An 18444-nucleotide genomic window follows, 5' to 3' on the forward strand; every position below is an offset into this window, starting at 1 on the left:
AGACGGCACAGGAGCCCGTCAGTTCAGCGTGGCCATGAACTCCGTGCACGCCCTGGCGCAGTCCCGGCACGCCTCCGCGTCCGCCTCGGCGCCCGGCTGCGCGTCGAAGACCTGCGCGCACTCCAGGCAGACGAGCAGACACCACTTGACCTGGAGGCGGAGGGCGGCCTCGTCCTGGAGGTTCTGCCCGGCCGGCATCCGGCAGGTCGCGTCGCACACCTCCGCGCACAGCAGCGCCTTGTGCCGTACGAGGGCCTCGTGGCCGGTCGCGTCCGGATCGGAGCGGCTGACGCGCAGCACACAGGCCCGCGCACACTCGGTGCAGGCCTGTGCGCAGGCGAAGCGGTCCTCCAGAAACCGGACGAGTTCCTGTTGCGTGGTCATCGCTGTCACACGGTCCGGGTTGCCGCTGCCGTCCACCGCAAACCCGGCAGAGCAGGCATCCGGGGTGCGCGCTCCCCCGCCGGTCAGTACGGTGCTGTCCAGGTGTTCGACCTTGGACACGGGGAACCGCGCACGTCATCGAGGGGTTGAGGCAGCATGGCCGACAAGAAGGCGACAAAGCTGCCGCGCACGAAGTACGAGACCGAACTGCTGCGCCTGCAGACCGAGTTGGTGAAGCTCCAGGAGTGGGTACGGGCCGAGGGCACCCGGCTGGTGATCGTCTTCGAGGGCCGGGACGCGGCGGGCAAGGGCGGCACCATCAAACGCGTGTCGGAGCATCTCAACCCGCGTGTCGCCCGTATCGCCGCACTGCCGAAGCCGACCGACCGCCAGCGCACCCAGTGGTACTTCCAGCGGTACGTCGAGCATCTGCCGGCCGCCGGGGAGATCGTCCTCTTCGACCGCAGCTGGTACAACCGGGCCGGTGTCGAGCGCGTGATGGGCTTCTGCACCAAGGAGGAGTACCAGCTGTTCCTGCGCCAGTGCCCCATCTTCGAGCGGATGCTCGTGGAGGACGGGATCGTACTGCGCAAGTACTGGTTCTCGGTGAGCGACTCCGTGCAGCAGGACCGGTTCCGGCGCAGGCTGGAGGATCCGCTGCGCCGCTGGAAGCTCTCACCGATGGACCTGGAGTCCATCACCCACTGGGAGGCCTACTCCCGGGCCAAGGACGAGATGCTGGTGCACACCGACATCTCCGAGGCCCCGTGGTCCGTCGTCGAGAGCGACGACAAGCGCAGAGCCCGGCTGAACATGATCGCCCATCTCCTCGGCTCCCTCCCCTACCACGAGGTGTCACCCCCGGTCCTGGAACTCCCGCCCCGCCCGTCGTCCACCGGCTACGAACGCCCGCCGCGCGACCTGCAGACCTACGTCCCGGACCACGCGGCGAGCCTCTGAGCAGGTCGGGTCGAGGAGCACCATGTCCCCCAGCCCGGGCGGGCGCGTCCTGAAGTGGCGGCGCCTGACGCCCGGAATCGCCGCGCTGGCCGGATACCGGCGTTCGTGGCTGCGCGGCGACCTGCTGGCCGGTGTCACGGTGGCCGCGTACCTCGTCCCGCAGGTGATGGCGTACGCCGGGGTCGCCGGCCTCCCGCCGGTCGCCGGCCTGTGGGCGATCCTCCCCGCGCTCGCCCTGTACGCCGTACTGGGCTCGTCCCGGCTGCTGTCCGTCGGCCCCGAGTCGACGACCGCGCTCATGACGGCGACGGTGGTGGGCCCGCTCGCGGCGGGGAACCCCAGCCGCTACGCCACGCTGGCCGCCGCCCTGGCGGTCACGGTCGGCCTGCTCTGTCTCGTCGCGTGGGCGGTACGCCTCGGCTTCGTCGCCGACCTCCTCTCCCGCCCGGTCCTGATCGGCTATCTGGCGGGCGTAGCCCTGATCATGATCGTGGACCAACTCCCCAAGCTCACCGGGGTGTCGACGACAGGTTCGGCGTTCTTCCCCCAACTCTGGTCGTTCCTACGCCACTTGGGTCACCTCCACGCGCCCACCCTGCTGTTCGCCGCCGTCACGCTCGCGTTCCTGTTCACGGTGACGCACCTGTCCCGGATGGTGCCCGGCCCGCTGCTGGCCGTGGTGCTGGGCACGGCGGCCGTGGCCGTCCTCGACCTCGACGACCGCTACGGCATCAAGGTCATCGGCCACGTCCCCGCGGGACTTCCCACCGTCGGCCTGCCGGACCTCACCGAACTCCCCCACCTGGTGCTGCCCGCGCTCGGAGTCCTGCTCGTCGCCTACACCGACTTCATCCTCACCGCACGCGCGTTCACCGGCGGCGACGAGGACGAGGGCCCCGGTCTCGACGCCGACCAGGAGTTCCTGGCACTGGGCGCGGCCAACCTCGGTGCCGGCGTACTCCACGGCTTCCCGGTCAGCAGCAGCGCCAGCCGCACCGCGCTCGCCTCCTCGGCAGGCGCCCGCAGCCAGGCGTACTCCCTGGTCGCCGGAGCGGTGGTCCTGGCGGTCCTGCTGTTCCTGAGCCCCCTGCTGTCCCGCACCCCTTCGGCGGTACTCGGCGCCCTCGTCGTCTACGCGGCCGTCCGCATGATCGACCTCGCCGGCTTCCGCCGCCTGGCCGCCTTCCGCCGACGCGAACTCCTGCTGGCCCTCGGCTGTCTGACCGGGGTACTGGCCCTGGACATCCTCTACGGCGTGATCGTCGCCGTAGGCCTGTCGGTGGCCGAACTCCTCACCCGGGTGGCCCGCCCGCACGACGCCGTCGAAGGCCTGGTCCCCGGCGTGGCCGGCATGCACGACGTGGACGACTACCCGCAGGCCCGCACCATCCCCGGCCTGTTGGTCTACCGCTACGACTCGCCGCTCTTCTTCGCCAACGCGGAGGACTTCCGCCGCCGCGCCCTGGCCGCCGTCGCCCAACAGGCCGTCCCCGTACGGTGGTTCGTCCTCAACGCGGAGGCCAATGTGGAGGTGGACATCACCGCCCTCGACGCGGTCGACGAACTCCGCCGCGAACTCACCCACCGCGGCGTCGTGTTCGCCCTGGCCCGGGTGAAACAGGACCTCCTGGACGACCTGGAGGCGTACGGGCTGGTGGAGTCCGTCGGCACGGACCACATCTTCCCCACCCTCCCGACGGCCGTGGCCGCGTACCGGGAGTGGAGCGGTGGGCCCGGTCAGGGAACGCCGGGTCCGGTGACGTAGTACCCGTTCCTGCCAACTCACCGACAATTCTCATCGCCTTGACAATTATTTTTGTCGGATGGATTCTGGAGCAGTACCGAGAACCAGACACCCGACACCCGACACCCGACACCCGAGGAAGATCCCCATGCGCACCCTGATCAGCACCGCCTTCATCTCCCTCGACGGCGTCATGGAGGGCCCGGGCGGCGAGCCCGGCTACCGCAACTCCGGATGGACCTTCAAGGACGTCGAGTTCCTGCCCGAGGCGTACGACATCAAGGGGCGGGAGCAGCAGGAGTCCACCGCGATCCTGCTGGGCCGGGCGAGCTACGAGGCGTTCAGCCCGGTGTGGCCGGACATGGACGAGTTCGCCCACTACAAGACGCTGCCGAAGTACGTCGTCTCGGCCACTCTCACCGACGACAAGCTCGTCTCGAACTGGGGCGAGACCACCATCCTGCGCTCTCTCGACGAGGTCGCCGCCCTGAAGGAGACCGAGGGCGGCCCGATCATCGTGCACGGCAGCGCCACCCTCAACCACGGCCTCACGGACGCCGGCCTGGTCGACCGCTACCACCTGCTCGTCTACCCTCTGCTGCTCGGCGCCGGCAAGCGTCTGTTCCCCGCGACCGACAAGGACACCCAGAAGCTGAAGCTGGTCGAGCACGCCGTGTACGCCAACGGTCTGCAGTTGAACGTCCTCGACGTCGTCCGCTGACGATGCCCCGGGAGCCGTCCGAGTCAACGGGCGGGACACCACTCCTCGACGTGAACGAACAGAACTGAAAGCAGCCGGCGCCCACATGTAAGAACAGGCCTAGACCTTGGGGCATAACAGGCCTAGACCTTGACGATAAGTCAACACGACTCCACACTGTCGCCCAAACCTCCACGGACAGTCAGGACGGCGCCCGCTCTTGAGAGCGCTCTCCGGAGCTGTCCTCACCCCCCTCAGGAGAAGGACGACACTGTGCGAAGAGCCTTGAGATGCCTTCTGCCCTTATGGGTCATAGCCCTTGTCGCCGCCCTCTGTTCGGTCGGCGTGCAGCCGGCCCAGGCGGCAGCGGCGGCCACCTCGATCACCGTGGACGGCGGTCAGAGCGGTCGGACGTTCGACGGGATCGGCGCGATCAGCGGCGGCGGGGGCAACTCCCGACTGCTGCGCGACTATCCGGCCGCCCAGCAGTCACAGATCCTGGACTACCTGTTCAAGCCGGGCTACGGCGCGAACCTGCAGTTGCTGAAACTGGAGATCGGCGGAGACGCCAACTCCACCGACGGCTCCGAGCCGTCCATCGAGCACACCAAGGGACAGATCAACTGCGACGCCGGCTACGAGTTCTGGCTCGCCGAGCAGGCCAAGGCCCGTAACCCGAACATCAAGTTGTACGGTCTGGCGTGGGCCGCCCCGGGCTGGATCAGCGGTGGGTTCTGGTCCACCGACACCATCAACTACCTGATCTCCTGGCTGGGTTGCGCCAAGCAGCACGGCCTGCCGGTCAGTTACCTCGGCGGCTGGAACGAGAAGGGCCACGACGTCAACTGGTACATCCAGCTGAGGTCCGCGCTCAACAGCGCCGGCTACGGCGCCGTACAGATCGTCGGCGACGACTCGGGCTGGAGCGTCGCGGACGACATGGCGAACAACTCCGCGTTCAACGACGCCGTGTCGGTCATCGGCGCCCACTACCCCTGCGCGGGCGGTGACGGCGGCAGCGCCGACACCTGCTCCAGCACCACCACCGCGAAGAACAACGGCAAACCGCTGTGGGCGTCGGAGAACGGCTCGCTGGACATGGACGCCGGAGCCCCGGCGCTGATCCGCTCGATCGTGCGCGGCTACGTGGACGCGCGGATGACCGCGTACCTCAACTGGCCGCTGGTGGCGGCCATTTACTCCAACCTGCCCTACAGCACGGTCGGCCTGGCCACCGCGAACTCGCCGTGGTCCGGGAACTACTCGATCGGCGAGGACACCTGGGCGACCGCGCAGGTCACCCAATTCGCCCAGCCGGGCTGGAAGTTCATCGACTCCGCGTCGGGCTACCTCGGCGGCACCGAGTCCAACGGCACCTACGCGACGTTGAAGTCGCCGAACGGCTCCGACTACTCCACGGTCCTGGAGACCACCACCGCCACCGCCGCGCAAACGGTGAACGTGCAGGTGCAGGGCGGCCTGTCCACCGGGGCGGTGCACGTGTGGGCGACCCGGGTCAACAGCCCCAGCCCGTCCACCGACTTCGTGCACACGCAGGACATCACCCCGGCCGGGGGCGCGTACTCGCTGACGCTGCAGCCGGGTTGGATCTACACGGTCACCACGACCACCGGCCAGGGCAAGGGCACCGCCACCGCGCCCGCCGCCCACGCCCTCGCGCTGCCCTACAGCGACACGTTCGACAACGATGTCTCCGGCACGGAGGCCACGTATCTGTCCGACATGCAGGGCTCGTTCGAGGCACGTGCGTGCGCGGACGGCCGTAGCGGACAGTGTGTGCAGCAGGTGACGCCGGTCAAGCCGATCGAGTGGCAGGACGACTCCGACGCCTTCTCGCTGCTCGGTGACCCGACGTGGACCGACTACACCGTCAAGGCCGACGTGAACCTCCAACAGGCCGGTACCGTCGAGCTGTTGGGCCGCGCCAACACCCAGAACCGTCCGCAGAGTCACCAGGCCGCCTACCTGCTGCGGGTGAGCGACACCGGTACCTGGTCCATCGTCAGGAGTTCGGCGGCCGGCACCCTGACCACGCTGGCCTCCGGAACCCGGGCGGCCCTCGGCACACACACGTGGCACACGCTCGCCCTCGGTTTCTCCGGCGACCAGATCACGGCCAGTGCGGACGGCGCCAACCTCGGTACCACCAGCGACAGTTCGTACGCCGCGGGGCAGATCGGGATCGGTGTGGTGGGCTACCAGACCGACCAGTTCGACAACCTGTCCGTCACCGCCAACCCGCCGGGCAATCACGGCGGCATCCTCAAGGGCCGCCAGTCCGGTCTGTGCGCGGACGTACCCGGGGCGAGCCAGACCAACGGCACGCAGCTCGCGCTCTGGGACTGCACCGGCGCCACGAACCAGTCCTGGACCCTGACACCAGCAGGCCAACTCACCGTCTACGGCGGCGCGAAGTGCCTGGACGCCAAGGGCAGCGGCACGACCGACGGCACCCCGGTGCAGATCTACGACTGCAACGGTTCCGCCGCCCAGAAGTGGACCGTGAACAGCGACGGCACGGTGGTCAACCCCACCTCGGGGAAGTGCCTGGACGCCACGGCGGGAGGCACCACGCCAGGCACCCTGCTGGAGCTCTGGACCTGTACCGGTGGCACCAACCAGAGCTGGCTGCGCGGCGCGGTCTCGGCACCCCTCAAGGGCCAGGAGTCCGGCCGCTGCGTCGACGTCCCGGGCGCCAACCAGGCCAACGGCACCGCGCCCGCCCTGTGGGACTGCACCGGCGGCACGAACCAGACCTGGACGTCCACCGTCACCAACCAGCTGACCGTCTACGACTCCAAGTGCCTTGAGGTCACCGGCGGCGCCACCGCCGACGGCAGCCCGGTGGAGATCTGGGACTGCAACGGCGGCGCCAACCAGCAGTGGCGGGTGCGTTCCGACGGCAGCGTGGTCAACGTCGGCTCCGGCAAGTGCCTGGACGCGGTCGGCCACGGCACGGCCAACAGCACGGCACTGGAGATCTGGACCTGCACCGGCGGCGCCAACCAGATCTGGCGCCGGTCGTAACCCTCGTCGGCTCCCGCCGGGTCGTAGGCCCAGTCCTGCCCGCGGCCCGGTGGGGGCCGTTCCGTTCGCGCGTTCGGCGATGGCATCGAGCTGATCGGCTGAGTAGCCTCGGAGCCATGCGGATCTCTGTTTCCTCGGACATGGACGAACCTGTGGCGCGCTCGCTCGTCGCGGCGTTGCGCGACCGCGGCCACGAGGTGGTGACGTACGGGGCACTGCGCCCCGGGGACGACCCGCGGTGGGCGGTCTGTTCGGAGGCCGCGGCCCGCGAGGTCGCCAGTGGGGCCTCGGACCAGGCGGTCGTGTGCTGCTGGACGGGCACGGGCGCGTCGATCGCCGCGAACAAGGTGCCGGGCGTACGGGCGGCCCTGTGCACGGACGCGTACACGGCGGACGGCGCGCGCCGTTGGAACGACGCCAACGTACTGGCGCTCAGCCTGCGCCTGACCTCCGAGCCGCTGCTCAAGGAGATCCTCGACGCCTGGTTCGCCGCCGAGGCGAGCGCGGACGCCGACGACCGGGAGAACGTGGCCCGCGTCGGACGACTCGACCTGAACAGGACGGCTCCGTAGGCGAGTTCCTAAGGGCCGATCGCCTGTCGGAGTGCGTGGCGGCAGGCCCGGACGGCGGGGTGGTGGCCGCGGCCGCTGCGTACGGCCGTGAACAGTGAGCGGGTGTGATGGCCGTCGGGGAGCTGTCGTAGCGCGACGGCGGGTGGACGGCCGGTCCAGGCGAGGTCGGGCAACAGCGCGGCGGCGTGGCCCAGTTCGGCCAGCCGCAGGTGCAGAACGAGGTCGGCGGACTCGAACCGCACGTCGGGTTCGAAGCCCGCGGTGCGGCACAGGGCCGTGGCCCAGCGCCGGGCGGGAGTGCCCTCGGGTTCCATGACCCAGGGGTGGTCGGCCAGCGCGCGGAGTTCCTGCGTCGGTCCGGCGTCGGTGGGTCTCGGTGTGGCCAGGCGCAGGGGGTCCTCGCACAGGGGCTGATGTTCGAGTTCGGCGGGCCGGGGGTGCGGGTCGCCCGGGTACTCCTCGGTGATGACGAGGTCGAAGTCACGGGCGAGGAGCGCCGGCAGCGCGTCGCTCGGTTCCGCCTGCGTGACATGGACCCGCAGATGGGGGTGGGCGTCGCGCAGCAGCGTCAGCGCGGTCGGCACCAGCGCGAGGGCCGCAGTCTGGAAGGACGCGATACGCAGGGTGCCGGTGAGGTCGGTGAGGGAGGTGGCGATGTCCGCCTCGGCCTCCTCCAGTCGCTTGAGCACGGCCTCGGTGTGCGCGACGAGGATCTCCGCCTGCGGGGTGAGCCGCACCCTGCGGCCCACGGGCACCAGGAGCGGGACGCCGACCTCGGATTCGAGCTGGGAGAGCTGCTGGGAGACGGAGGACGGGCTGTACGACAGGGCGGCGGCGACGGCCGCCAGCGTGCCGCGGTGCTTCAGCTCGCGCAGGAGGCGCAGTCGATGCAGGTCGAACATCGCCGACGCCTCCATCGGTCGGTTTTCCTGATGAATACCGGTCGAAAACATTTGCTGGACTAATCATATGGCTGATCACATGCTGATCACGTGTCCCAGACCTCTCTCCTCTCCGGCAACTCGACCCCTCGCCGTCTGCCGTGGTACGTCCGGTCCGTCGCCAGGACCTGGACCTGCGCCCCGCCTCCGGTCGGGGTGCGGGACTTCCATGCCGGGCTGCCCGACTACGCGCCCACCGCCCTGACCGAACTCCCCTCCCTGGCCGCGGAGTTCGGGGTCGGGCGGGTGTTCGTCAAGGACGAGTCCGCGCGCCTGGGGCTGCCCGCGTTCAAGGCCCTCGGGGCGTCCTGGGCGATCCACCGGGTGCTGGCACAGCGGGCGGGTGGCGGCCCGGTACGGCTGGTCACGGCCACCGACGGCAACCACGGCCGGGCCGTGGCCCGGATGGCGCGGCTGTTCGGGCAGCGTGCCCAGGTCTTCGTTCCGCGGGGCGTCCACCCGGCGGCCGTGACCGCCATCGAGGACGAGGGTGCCGACGTCGTACTCGTTCCCGGCACCTATGACGAGGCCGTGCGCCGGGCGGCCGAGGCGGCTGCGGGTGGGCGGGACTCGGTGCTCGTGCAGGACACCGGCTGGCCCGGCTACGAGCGGATTCCCGGCTGGATCGTGGAGGGCTACTCCACTCTGTTCGCCGAGATCGACGAGCAGTCGGGCGGCGAGGCGCCGGGCCTGGTGGTCGTCCCGGCGGGCGTGGGATCGCTCGCGCAGGCCGCCGTCACCCACTACCGCAGTCGGCGGGACGAGGCCGCCGCGACCGCGCTGTTGTCGGTGGAGCCCGTCACGGCGGCGTGTGTCCTGGCCAGCCTCGGCCGCCGGGAGCCGGTCAGCGTGCCGACCGGCGCCACCACGATGGCCGGTCTGAACTGCGGCACCGTCTCCAGCCTGGCGTGGCCCTTCCTGCGGGACGGCCTGGACGCCGCTGTCGCGGTCACCGACGCCGCCGGCGCGGGCGCCGCACGCGACCTCGCCGCCGTCGGTGTCGCCTCGGGCCCCTGCGGTGCGGCCTCGCTGGCGGGCGCCCGCGCCACGCTCACCGGTGAGGGCGCCGCCGTACGCCGTAGGGCCCTGGGCGTCGGTCCCGCCTCGACCGTCGTCCTGCTCAGCACCGAGGGCACGGCCGCCAATCCCCACCTGGAGCAGGTGGCGGAGGAGCGGCGATGATCCCCGGCGCCGAGGAGCTCGACCCGGTACGTCTGCTGGAGCGCCTGATCGCCGTCGACTCGGTCAACCCCGGTCTCGCGGCCTCGGGGGCGGGGGAAGCCGCCGTCGCCGACCTGTGCACCAACTGGCTGACGGCGCACGGATTCGACGTCCACCGGCTGGAGCGGAACCCGGGACGCCCTTCGCTCGTCGCCGTCGCCCACGGCACCGGTGGCGGCCGGTCGCTGATGCTCAACGGGCATCTCGACACGGTGGGCCTGGGCGACTACGAGGGCGATCCGCTCAGCCCTCGGATCGAGGACGGGAAGATCTTCGGGCGTGGTGCCTTCGACATGAAGGGCGGTATCGCGGCCATGATGATCGCCGCGGCCCGTGCCACCGCGCGAGGACCGTTGCGCGGTGATGTGCTGCTCGCCTGTGTGGCCGACGAGGAGCATGCGAGTGCCGGTACCGAGGAGGTGCTGGAGTCGTTCACCGCCGACGCGGCGATCGTCACCGAGCCGAGCCATCTCCAAGTGACCCTCGCCCACAAGGGGTTCGCCTGGTTCGACGTGATCGTGCGGGGGCGTGCCGCCCACGGGTCACGGCCCGACCTGGGGATCGACGCCATCGCCAAGGCCGGTCACTTCCTCGTGGCCGTCGAGGAGTTGGGGCGGCGCCTCGCCGAGGCCGCACCCCACCCGCTGCTGGGCTCCGGAACCGTGCACGCCTCCGTCATCCACGGCGGTGAGGAGCCCTCGACCTATCCCGCCCGGTGCCGGATCACCATCGAACGGCGCACCGTACCGGGCGAGGACGCCGACACGGTCCAGGCGGAGTTGACCGCCGTCCTCGACCAACTCGCCGTCACAGTCCCGGACTTCTCCTACCGCCTGCGACGCGGCCTGCACCGCGAGCCGTTCGAGGCCGACCCGGACCAGCCCGTCGTCCGCACGCTGCTCCGCCACGCACGGTCCGTCCTCGGGCATCCACCCGTCGTCCGCGCCGAGCCGTACTGGACCGACTGCGCCCTCCTGCACCGGGCCGGAATCCCCTGTCTGCTGTTCGGAGTTGACGGCGGAGGAGCACACGCGGCCGTCGAGTGGGCCGACATCGCCTCCGTGCACCGGCTGACGGACATACTCACCGGCACCATCAGGGACTTCTGTTCCTGATCGCGCGGGGACGATCAGGGACGATCACTGAACAGCCGTACGGCGCACACCTGATCGGCACGCGTCGTGCTACCCCCGTAGACTGCCGGTGCGGTGACCCGCCGTCCGCCCTGTCGCCGTGCGCCCTGGACATGTTCCGGCCCGGCCCGACGAGGAGCGAGATGGCGGTGCGATGAGTACGGCCACCGACAGCGCGCCGTTCGCGCATCCCGCGCTGTTCTACCGGGGCGAGGAGCAGTACACGGCGGGCACGGTGCCGTTCCTCCGGGAAGGTCTGGCCGCCGGAGAGGCCGTCGCGGTCGCCGTTCCCGGTGCCCACCTGGAGCTGATCAGGGCCGGACTCGGATCGAGCGCCACCGGAGTGCGGTTCCTCGACATGACCGAGGTCGGCCGCAACCCGGGGCGGATCATCCCCGGCGTGCTGCGGGCCTTCGCCGACGCCCACTCCGAGGGCCGGGTACGGATCATCGGGGAACCGATCTGGCCCGGTCGCACCGCTGTGGAGTACCCGGCGTGCGTCCAGCACGAGGCGCTGATCAACACCGTGTTCGGGGATCGTGCCGTGACGATCCTGTGCCCGTACGACGCGGACCGCCTGGAGCCGGAGGTGCTCGCCGACGCCCACGCCACCCACCCGGTCGTCATCGACGGACACGGCGAACTGGCCGGCGGTACCTACGATCCGGAGCGGGTGATCGCCCGCTACAACGAGCCGCTCGCCCATCCACCGGGCGCGGCGACCCTCTCGTTCGACACGGAAGAGCTTCCCAGGACCCGCGGTTTCGCCGTCCAGGAGGCCGAGCGGCTGGGGCTGGGAGGCGCACGGCTGCAGGATCTGACGCTGGCCGTCGCGGAGTTGACCACCAACAGCGTGTTGCACGGAGGCGGATCGGGGACGTTGCGGATCTGGGTCGAGGGCGAGCAGATCGTCTGCGAGGTCCACGACCGCGGCCGGATGACCGATCCGCTGGCCGGCCGCCTCCCACCGTCACGCGACCGGCCCGGCGGGCGCGGGCTCCTCCTGGTGCACTACGTCGCCGATCTCGTGCGCCTCCATACGGCTCCGGACGGCACGACCGTCCGTTTCTACCTCGCCCGTTGACGCCTCAGGGACGCGTGGCCGGCGGAGTCCAGGCCGCTTCGGCCGCCTGTGCGGTGGGATGGGTGGAGAAGACCTGGTCCAGCCCGACCATCTGGAAGATACGGCTGAGGTGAGCCGGGACCGCTACGAGGGCGATGCCCGCCTGGGCCGCGAGCGCGTGGTTGCGGGCCGCGAGCAGGGCGGTGATACCGCTGGAGTCGCAGAAGGTGATCCCGGTCAGATCGACGACGAGCTGCTGGCCGCCCTGGAGTGCGAGGGCGGGCAGGAGGTCGCGTACCTGGGAGAAGCTGTCGTAGTCGAGCTCTCCGGTCAGTTCGACGACGGGCCCCGTGGGGGTGGTTCGGGTCTGGACGGCGAGTTGGGTCACTGCTGCTCTTCGCTGGTGGGTCGGGGCACGTTGATGGCGAGGACGGCGGTGTCGTCGTCGATGCCCGTGCCGAACGTGTCGAGCAGGTCGCGGATCGCGGCGACGGCGTCGGACGCGGTGGTGGGGGCCAGCGCTCGGACGAAGTCGAGGAGGGCCTCGTCCCCGTAGCGGTCGCCGTTGCTGTTCCGGGCCTGGCGGGCCTCGGTGAGACCGTCCGTGTGGAGCAGCAGGGTGTCGCCCGCCTCCAGGTGGACGGTGACGGTGGCGATGTGCGGGTCGGGCAGGACGCCGATGAGCTGTCCGCCGGGGGTGGGCAGTTGGTCGGCGCTACCGTCCGCGCGCAGGAGCAGAGCCGGGGGATGGCCGCCGCCGGACAGGGTGACGCGGAAGCCGCCGTGCGCGCCGTCGGGAGTGAGCAGACCGAAGATGACGGTGCAGAACCGCGGGTCGTCGCCGTTGTACTCGTGGTTGAGGACCGTGTTGAGGTTGCTCAGGACGGCGGCCGGGTCGGGGTCGTAGACCGCGGCGGCGCGCAGCGTGTAGCGGGCCAGGGAGGTGACGGCCGCCGCCGCGGCTCCCTTGCCGCACACGTCCCCCAGGAACAGCCCCCAGGTCCCGGCCGAGAGGGGGAAGAGATCGTAGAAGTCGCCGCCGACCTTGTCGGTGGAGGCGATGTGGTAGTACGCGGCCACGTCAAGTCCCGGCACATTGACCAGAGTTGGGGGCAGCAGGGTCTGTTGCAGGGTGACGTTGAGGCGGGTCAGTTCCTCGCGTTCGCGATCCGCCTGCTGTCGGGCGCGCAGCAGTTCCGTCTCGTAGGCGCGGCGGTCGCGGGCGTCGAAGACCGTGGTGCGGATGAGCAGCGGCCGGCCGTCGTCGCCGCTCTTGACCGTGGAGGTCACCAGCACGGGCAGCCGACTGCCGTCGGTCGCCTTCAGTTCCAGGGCGACCCCGCTGACCTCACCCTGCAGGTGCAGCAGCGGACCGAAGTGGGTCTCGTGGTGGAGACGGCCGCCCACGGTGAGCAGGTCGGAGAAGGTCCTACGGCCCACCAGGTCGCCGTGGTCGTAGCCGAGCCAGTCCAGCAGCGTCCTGTTGATCTTCGCGATGGTGCCGTCCAGCAGCGTGGAGAGATAGCCGCACGGCGCGTGTTCGTACAGGTCCTCCACGCTGTCCTCCAGGAGTGCGGAGAACGCCGCGTGGTCGTCACCGGGCTGTTCTCCTGGTTGCTTCGCGGGAGGTCTCCCGGGTGGTGGACGGTCGCCGCTCCCGCTGTCGCCGGTGCCGCGCATCAGCGGGTGGCTCCGACGAAGTCGGCGATCGCGGCGGCCGTTTCCCGCGGTGCGGCCGGCGTGGGCACGGTGACGTGGGCGAGGTCGTCGCGGTTGTCGGAGAGGAAGCTGTTGGTCAGCTCCTCCCCCAGTTCCGGGCACTCGGGATTGCCCATGATCATCGGCGCCATGGTGCCCGACCAGCCCAGGTGGTTCGCGTCCAGCGATCCCAGGAGCTCGTCGATGTCCTCGGCGCCGAACCCGCCGCGGTGGCCGACGGCCGGCCCGACGAACATCACCGGGCCGAGGGGCGACTCACGGCAGATCTCCCGCACATCCTCGGTGTGGCCGTCCAGCGTGGAGCAGCGCTCCCGGCTCCACGGCGACAGGTCGGAACGTCCGGCTCCCACGTGGTCGAAGAGCACCACGGTGGCATCGCGTTCCAGGAGCGGCACCACCAGCCGCCACATGTCCTGGTCGCACCCGAACCCGTGCGCCAGTACCACCACCGGCCCGCCGGCCTTGCCGGACACCGTGACCTGGTTCCTGCCGCGCAGACTCATGCGGCTCATCCTCACAGACCGCTTCCTCGTCCACCTACCGTCGACGAATACCTGGGCTCGCCCAGGGACCACCAGCCGGACACGTCCCTGTTTGTCCGCGACCGACTCGTCCCCCCTGGTGCAGTGGATCGTGGTCGGCGCTCGTATCTGGTGGCGGGGGATCAGGCGGGCAGGAGGCCGGTGCGGAGCTTGGCGAGGGTGCGGTTCAGCAGGCGGGAGATGTGCATCTGCGACAGGTTCAGTTCGCGGCCGATCTCCGCCTGGGTCAGCTCCTGGCCGAAGCGCATCTCGATGATGGTCCGCTCCCGTTCTTCGAGCTGGAGCAGCAGGGGGCCGAGCGAGTGGAGGTCCTCGAACAGGTCCAGTGCCGGATCGACATCGCCCAGGGTGTCCGCGTACTTCGGCGCGCCGTCGGTCTCATCGTCGCCCGGGGTGTCGATGGAGCCGGCGACATAGCCGTTCGCGGCGACGAGGCCCTCGACGACCTCGTCCTCGGTCAGCTCCAGGTGGGCGGCGAGCTCCTTCACCGTGGGCATACGGTCCAGCTCCGTGGAGAGGGACTCCTTGCTCCTGGCGAGGTCGACGCGCAGTTCCTGCAGGCGTCGCGGCACATGCACGGCCCAGGTGGTGTCGCGGAAGAAACGCTTGATCTCGCCGACGATGTAGGGAATCGCGTACGAGGTGAACTCGACCTCGCGCGACAGGTCGAAGCGGTCGATGGCCTTGATCAGACCGATCGTGCCGACCTGGATGATGTCCTCCATGTCGCCGCTGCCCCGGTTGCGGAACCGGCGGGCCGCGAAGGCCACCAGGGACAGGTTCATCTCGATCAGCGTGTTCCGCGCGTACTGGTAATCGCGGGTGCCCTCCTCCAACTCCCGCAGCCGGTCCAGGAACAGCCTGGACAGCACGCGCGCGTCCTTGGGAGCGACCTTGCCGCCGTCCTCGATCCACGGCAGGTCTTCCCTGACCTCGGATGTTCCCGTGCGGGCAGGAGCAGTTGCGTCGAGGGCGTTCACGGAGGAAGCCACGATGCCGCCTTAAATGGGGAACAGGACGAACGTCACGTGCCCGCTCCGGGCGAATACATGTCCGCGCGGACCTCACCATTCCAGAGGTGGCGGATTCCGCAGGTCCGATTTCCCGGCCCGGTCTCCTTCCGGCGGGTCGCCCGCGGCACGGCACGGCACAGCCAGGACGAGGTCCGCCCATGCCCTTGGCCTGGTGGGGCCGAAGCGGCCGCGGTCTCGCCGACCGTCGTGCACAGCACCTTGATGATCCAGAAGTAGACGGTGACTTCTGGCACCTTGCTCCACCGCGACCGGTGTCCGGCGGAGGCGACAGCGGGCCCACCGGGCGCGGGAGTCGCAGGGGTCGCTGATGTCTCGTATGTCATGGGGGCCGACCGTGCCATCGGATACCTGAACGCCTCCTGACTGCCGCCCGGCACTTTCCTCACCCCACGGTCGTCTACAGTGCGGTAGACCGTCTACGGGGTTGTAGTCGATCGGCGGACCCCTCCGGTTCCGGCCGGACGGACCCGTACGAGAGCAGAGGGATGACCATGCGCCGGACGATCCTGGTCGTCGAGGACGATCACGCCCTCCGTGACGTGCTGCTGCGCGGGCTGCGCGACGAGAACTTCGACACCGTCCCCGCGCCGGACGGCGCCACCGCCCTGCGGCTGGCCACCGACGACGTCTCCGCCGCCGTACTCGACATCGGGCTGCCCGACGCCGACGGCCGGGACGTGTGCCAGGCGATGCGGGCGAACGGATTCCTCTCGCCGGTCATCTTCCTCACCGCGCAGCACCGGCTGTCCGACCGGCTGTCCGGGTTCGCGGCCGGGGGCGACGACTACCTGCCCAAGCCGTTCCATCTCGCCGAGCTCGCGGCCCGACTGCGGGCGGCCCTCAAGCGGGCCGCGCCACCGCTCGCCGCCACGGCAGGAGACCTGGCGCTGGACGCCGTCCGGCACACGGTCGACGTCCGGGGCACGCGGGTCGATCTGACACCGACCGAGTTCCGTCTGCTGGCCGCGCTCATGGCGGCTTCCGGCGGTGTCGTCAGCCGCCGCGAGCTGGTCCGGGCGGGCTGGCCCGAAGGCGCCCAGGTGCACGAGAACACGCTCGACCAGTACCTGACCCGACTGCGCCGCAAGCTGCGCGAGGCGGGCAGCGGACGGACGATCGGTACGGCCCGTGGGGTCGGCCACCGCCTGTCATGAGCGGTCTCCGCCGCGGGCCGCACGTGACCAGCTGCCTTCGCCGGCTGGCGCCCCGCACGCTGCGTGGCCGGCTCTCCCTCGTAGCCCTCGTCACCGCCACGCTGCTGATGCTGGTCCTGACCGTCGCCTTCAACACCGTGGCCGGCCACCGCCTCCAGCACCAGGCGGACGACGAACTGCGCACCCGCGCCGCCGCCGTCGCCACGACGGTCGACACCAGCGGCCCGACGGTGCGCGTCCTGGAGTCCTCCCACGACGAACTCCTCGACACCAACGTGTGGATCTACGGCGGCCGCCACCTGCTGGAAGCGCCGCCGACCACCGGCTCCCTGACCCACGTCGCCGACGCACTCGCCGGGCGCGGCGGACAGCGGTGCGTCACCGCCGACGTCCACGGCCCCCTCCGGCTGTGCTCGCACCCGGTGCGTGGCGGCAGCAGCACGGCCACGATCGTCACCGCGCTGGACCTCTCGCCGTACCGGAGTTCGGCCGACACCCTGCTCCTGGGATCGCTCGCCCTGGACGCCGTCATGCTCGCCTGCACCTACGTCCTGACCCGGCTGGCGGTCGGCCGCGCGCTGCGCCCCGTCCGCACGATGACGGACCAGGCCGGCCAGTGGAGCGCCGTGGCCTCCGCGGAACGCTTCGGCAGCATGCGGCATCCAGCCGAACTCGCCGGTCTCGGCGCGTCGTTGGACGCCCTGCTGGACCGTATCCGCACCCTGCTGCGCCACGAACGGCAGCTCACCGGGGAGCTCTCGCACGAGCTGCGTACGCCCCTGAGCCGGATCATCGCCGAACTCGACTGGTGGCAGGCCCACCCCCGCACGGCCGACCAGACCCGCGCCACCCACCAGGTCATCGCGGAGGCGGCGGAGTCCATGCGCACCATCTGCGACACCCTCCTGGACGACGCCCGAGACGGCACACTCACCGCTCCGGGCACCACGGAGGTCCTGCCCACACTGCGAGGCCTCGCCGAAGTCCCTTCGGCACAGGGTCACTTGACGGTCACTGTCGACGGCCCCGACCTGGTGGCCGGAGTGCCGCCCGCCCTCCTCGAACGCATCGTCAGTCCGCTCCTCACCAACGCGTGCCGCTACGCCCGCTCCAGCGTCGCCGTCCGCGTGCACCGCGCGCCCGACGGTGTACGCGTCGATGTCGTCGACGACGGTCCCGGCGTCCCGCCCGCGTTCGCCGGGCAGCTCTTCGAGCCCGGCCGACGGGCGGATCCCGACGACGGGCACGCTGGGGCGGGCCTCGGACTGCCGCTGGCGCGACGTCTCGCCCGCTCCGCCGGCGGCGAGGTGACGTACGACCCCGGGCACACGCCCGGGGCACGGTTCGTGGTCGGCCTGCCCGCCGGGTGACGGCGGCCCCGCTCGGTGTGCCGAACCCTTAGGGCATGGCGCCGGGCCGGACGTCCTTGCGCGAGACGGCGAGATAGCCGACGAAACCGAGGATGGCCACCGTCCAGGACAGCGTGACCGGCCCCAGCCCCAGAGCGAGCCCACCACGGCCGTGGCTGAGGGCCATCCAGTCGGCGACGGAGGCCCCGAGCGGGCGGGTGATGACGTACGCCGCCCAGAACGCGGCCACCGCGTTCAGGCCGCCCCATCGGTGCGCGACGGCCGGGACGACGATCGCGGCGGCGTACAGGACGGCGGAGCCCAGGTAGCCGAGGCCGATCGTGGCGGTGAGATCGCCGGCCGCGGTGCCGAGGGCGAAGGTGGCCAGCACGGTGGCCCAGTAGAAGGTCTCGCGACGCCGGGTGTGGATGCTGTGGATCGACAGGGTGCCCTCGCTGCGGTACCAGAGGACGAAGACCGCGGCCAGCGCGGCCATGAAGAACGGCGTCGAGAGCGTGTACGGCACACCGAGGCCGACGTGCAGGACGTCGGCGGCCATCGTGCCGAACACGCTGACCATGACGATCGCCGTCCAGTAGATCCAGGCCACGTACCGCCGGACGGCGAACTGCACGGCCAGGGCGGCCACCAGGGCGATGCCGCCGAGGCCGACCGCAGGGATCGGGCCGAACAGGTGGGCAAGGAAGTCGGAGGCCGTCTCGCCCATGCCGGTCGTCAGCACCTTGATGATCCAGAAGTAGACGGTCACCTCCGGCACCTTGCTCGCCGTGTGTCGTGCGTGGCCGGGAGGCCGTTTGTGAGTGAGGTGATCTGTCGTCATGGCAGGAACGATGGCATGGTGTCCGGTGGTTGCCCCAGC

General features: G+C 70.6%; 17 protein-coding genes. 10 read left to right on the plus strand and 7 right to left on the minus strand.

All coding sequences use genetic code 11. The annotated features are described in order from the left end of the window. Window positions 1-18: 18 nt before the first annotated feature. Complete coding sequence (locus AB0I69_RS45220; RefSeq protein ID WP_363101714.1) at window positions 19-384, minus strand: ferredoxin; 366 nt, start codon at window positions 382-384, stop codon at window positions 19-21. 156 nt (window positions 385-540) lie between these two features. On the opposite strand from AB0I69_RS45220, the gene ppk2 reads away from it, so the two are divergent. The 5 genes from ppk2 (at window position 541) to AB0I69_RS45245 (ending at window position 7408) form a co-directional block, all read left to right on the plus strand. Beyond that, window positions 541-1344 (plus strand): polyphosphate kinase 2, encoded by an 804-nt coding sequence (gene ppk2, locus AB0I69_RS45225; RefSeq protein ID WP_363101679.1) that lies wholly within the window; start codon window positions 541-543, stop codon window positions 1342-1344. A 22-nt stretch (window positions 1345-1366) separates the two neighbouring features. Beyond that, window positions 1367-3109: a sulfate permease gene (gene sulP, locus AB0I69_RS45230; protein WP_363101680.1), complete on the plus strand. Its 1743-nt coding sequence runs from the start codon at window positions 1367-1369 to the stop codon at window positions 3107-3109. Between the two features lie 127 nt (window positions 3110-3236). Then, entirely contained in the window at window positions 3237-3809 is a 573-nt protein-coding gene (locus tag AB0I69_RS45235) for a dihydrofolate reductase family protein (protein WP_363101681.1), read from the plus strand. A 324-nt stretch (window positions 3810-4133) separates the two neighbouring features. Further along, a complete protein-coding gene (locus AB0I69_RS45240; protein WP_363101682.1) occupies window positions 4134-6836 on the plus strand; it encodes a ricin-type beta-trefoil lectin domain protein in 2703 nt (900 codons plus the stop codon). A 116-nt stretch (window positions 6837-6952) separates the two neighbouring features. Next, on the plus strand, window positions 6953-7408 hold the full coding sequence (locus AB0I69_RS45245; protein ID WP_363101683.1) for an RpiB/LacA/LacB family sugar-phosphate isomerase: 456 nt from the start codon (window positions 6953-6955) through the stop codon (window positions 7406-7408). A gap of 8 nt (window positions 7409-7416) precedes the next feature. Here the strand turns inward: AB0I69_RS45245 and AB0I69_RS45250 are convergent, their stop codons facing one another. Next, complete coding sequence (locus AB0I69_RS45250) at window positions 7417-8310, minus strand: LysR family transcriptional regulator (RefSeq protein WP_363101684.1); 894 nt, start codon at window positions 8308-8310, stop codon at window positions 7417-7419. A 90-nt stretch (window positions 8311-8400) separates the two neighbouring features. On the opposite strand from AB0I69_RS45250, the gene AB0I69_RS45255 reads away from it, so the two are divergent. From AB0I69_RS45255 to AB0I69_RS45265, 3 genes are all read left to right on the plus strand, one after another. After that, the gene (locus AB0I69_RS45255; RefSeq protein ID WP_363101685.1) at window positions 8401-9531 is read left to right on the plus strand and encodes a diaminopropionate ammonia-lyase; all 1131 of its coding nucleotides are present in this window, start codon (window positions 8401-8403) and stop codon (window positions 9529-9531) included. Further along, window positions 9528-10685: an ArgE/DapE family deacylase gene (locus tag AB0I69_RS45260; RefSeq protein WP_363101686.1), complete on the plus strand. Its 1158-nt coding sequence runs from the start codon at window positions 9528-9530 to the stop codon at window positions 10683-10685. Before AB0I69_RS45255 ends, AB0I69_RS45260 begins: the two co-directional genes overlap by 4 nt. Window positions 10686-10857: 172 nt before the next feature. Further along, window positions 10858-11787 carry a sensor histidine kinase gene (locus AB0I69_RS45265; protein WP_363101687.1) on the plus strand — a complete coding sequence of 310 codons (930 nt, stop codon included), beginning with the start codon at window positions 10858-10860 and terminating at the stop codon, window positions 11785-11787. Between the two features lie 4 nt (window positions 11788-11791). Here the strand turns inward: AB0I69_RS45265 and AB0I69_RS45270 are convergent, their stop codons facing one another. From AB0I69_RS45270 to AB0I69_RS45285, 4 genes are all read right to left on the minus strand, one after another. Then, on the minus strand, window positions 11792-12154 hold the full coding sequence (locus tag AB0I69_RS45270; RefSeq protein ID WP_363101688.1) for an STAS domain-containing protein: 363 nt from the start codon (window positions 12152-12154) through the stop codon (window positions 11792-11794). Further along, a complete protein-coding gene (locus tag AB0I69_RS45275) occupies window positions 12151-13446 on the minus strand; it encodes a SpoIIE family protein phosphatase (protein WP_363101689.1) in 1296 nt (431 codons plus the stop codon). The genes AB0I69_RS45270 and AB0I69_RS45275 overlap by 4 nt, the downstream gene beginning before the upstream one ends. After that, complete coding sequence (locus AB0I69_RS45280) at window positions 13446-13988, minus strand: alpha/beta fold hydrolase (protein ID WP_363101715.1); 543 nt, start codon at window positions 13986-13988, stop codon at window positions 13446-13448. The genes AB0I69_RS45275 and AB0I69_RS45280 overlap by 1 nt, the downstream gene beginning before the upstream one ends. Window positions 13989-14149: 161 nt before the next feature. Then, on the minus strand, window positions 14150-15007 hold the full coding sequence (locus AB0I69_RS45285; protein ID WP_363101716.1) for an RNA polymerase sigma factor SigF: 858 nt from the start codon (window positions 15005-15007) through the stop codon (window positions 14150-14152). Between the two features lie 545 nt (window positions 15008-15552). Between AB0I69_RS45285 and AB0I69_RS45290 the strand changes: the two genes are divergently transcribed. Next, a complete protein-coding gene (locus AB0I69_RS45290; protein WP_363101690.1) occupies window positions 15553-16215 on the plus strand; it encodes a response regulator transcription factor in 663 nt (220 codons plus the stop codon). After that, window positions 16212-17585: an ATP-binding protein gene (locus AB0I69_RS45295; protein ID WP_363101691.1), complete on the plus strand. Its 1374-nt coding sequence runs from the start codon at window positions 16212-16214 to the stop codon at window positions 17583-17585. The genes AB0I69_RS45290 and AB0I69_RS45295 overlap by 4 nt, the downstream gene beginning before the upstream one ends. Window positions 17586-17613: 28 nt before the next feature. On the opposite strand, the gene AB0I69_RS45300 is transcribed toward AB0I69_RS45295, so the two are convergent. Further along, window positions 17614-18405 carry a hypothetical protein gene (locus AB0I69_RS45300; RefSeq protein WP_363101692.1) on the minus strand — a complete coding sequence of 264 codons (792 nt, stop codon included), beginning with the start codon at window positions 18403-18405 and terminating at the stop codon, window positions 17614-17616. Window positions 18406-18444: the final 39 nt, after the last annotated feature.

The organism is Streptomyces sp. NPDC050508 (assembly GCF_040655155.1).
Classification (GTDB): Bacteria; Actinomycetota; Actinomycetes; order Streptomycetales; family Streptomycetaceae; genus Streptomyces.

Coding starts and splice junctions, on each gene's coding strand:
- AB0I69_RS45275 (WP_363101689.1), bottom strand. CDS start 13,446: ATGCGCGGCACCGGCGACAGCGGGAGCGGCGACCGTCCACCACCCGGG.
- ppk2 (WP_363101679.1), top strand. CDS start 541: ATGGCCGACAAGAAGGCGACAAAGCTGCCGCGCACGAAGTACGAGACC.
- AB0I69_RS45280 (WP_363101715.1), bottom strand. CDS start 13,988: ATGAGTCTGCGCGGCAGGAACCAGGTCACGGTGTCCGGCAAGGCCGGC.
- AB0I69_RS45235 (WP_363101681.1), top strand. CDS start 3,237: ATGCGCACCCTGATCAGCACCGCCTTCATCTCCCTCGACGGCGTCATG.
- AB0I69_RS45245 (WP_363101683.1), top strand. CDS start 6,953: ATGCGGATCTCTGTTTCCTCGGACATGGACGAACCTGTGGCGCGCTCG.
- AB0I69_RS45295 (WP_363101691.1), top strand. CDS start 16,212: ATGAGCGGTCTCCGCCGCGGGCCGCACGTGACCAGCTGCCTTCGCCGG.
- AB0I69_RS45220 (WP_363101714.1), bottom strand. CDS start 384: ATGACCACGCAACAGGAACTCGTCCGGTTTCTGGAGGACCGCTTCGCC.
- AB0I69_RS45290 (WP_363101690.1), top strand. CDS start 15,553: ATGCGCCGGACGATCCTGGTCGTCGAGGACGATCACGCCCTCCGTGAC.
- AB0I69_RS45250 (WP_363101684.1), bottom strand. CDS start 8,310: ATGTTCGACCTGCATCGACTGCGCCTCCTGCGCGAGCTGAAGCACCGC.
- AB0I69_RS45260 (WP_363101686.1), top strand. CDS start 9,528: ATGATCCCCGGCGCCGAGGAGCTCGACCCGGTACGTCTGCTGGAGCGC.
- AB0I69_RS45300 (WP_363101692.1), bottom strand. CDS start 18,405: ATGACGACAGATCACCTCACTCACAAACGGCCTCCCGGCCACGCACGA.
- AB0I69_RS45265 (WP_363101687.1), top strand. CDS start 10,858: ATGAGTACGGCCACCGACAGCGCGCCGTTCGCGCATCCCGCGCTGTTC.
- sulP (WP_363101680.1), top strand. CDS start 1,367: ATGTCCCCCAGCCCGGGCGGGCGCGTCCTGAAGTGGCGGCGCCTGACG.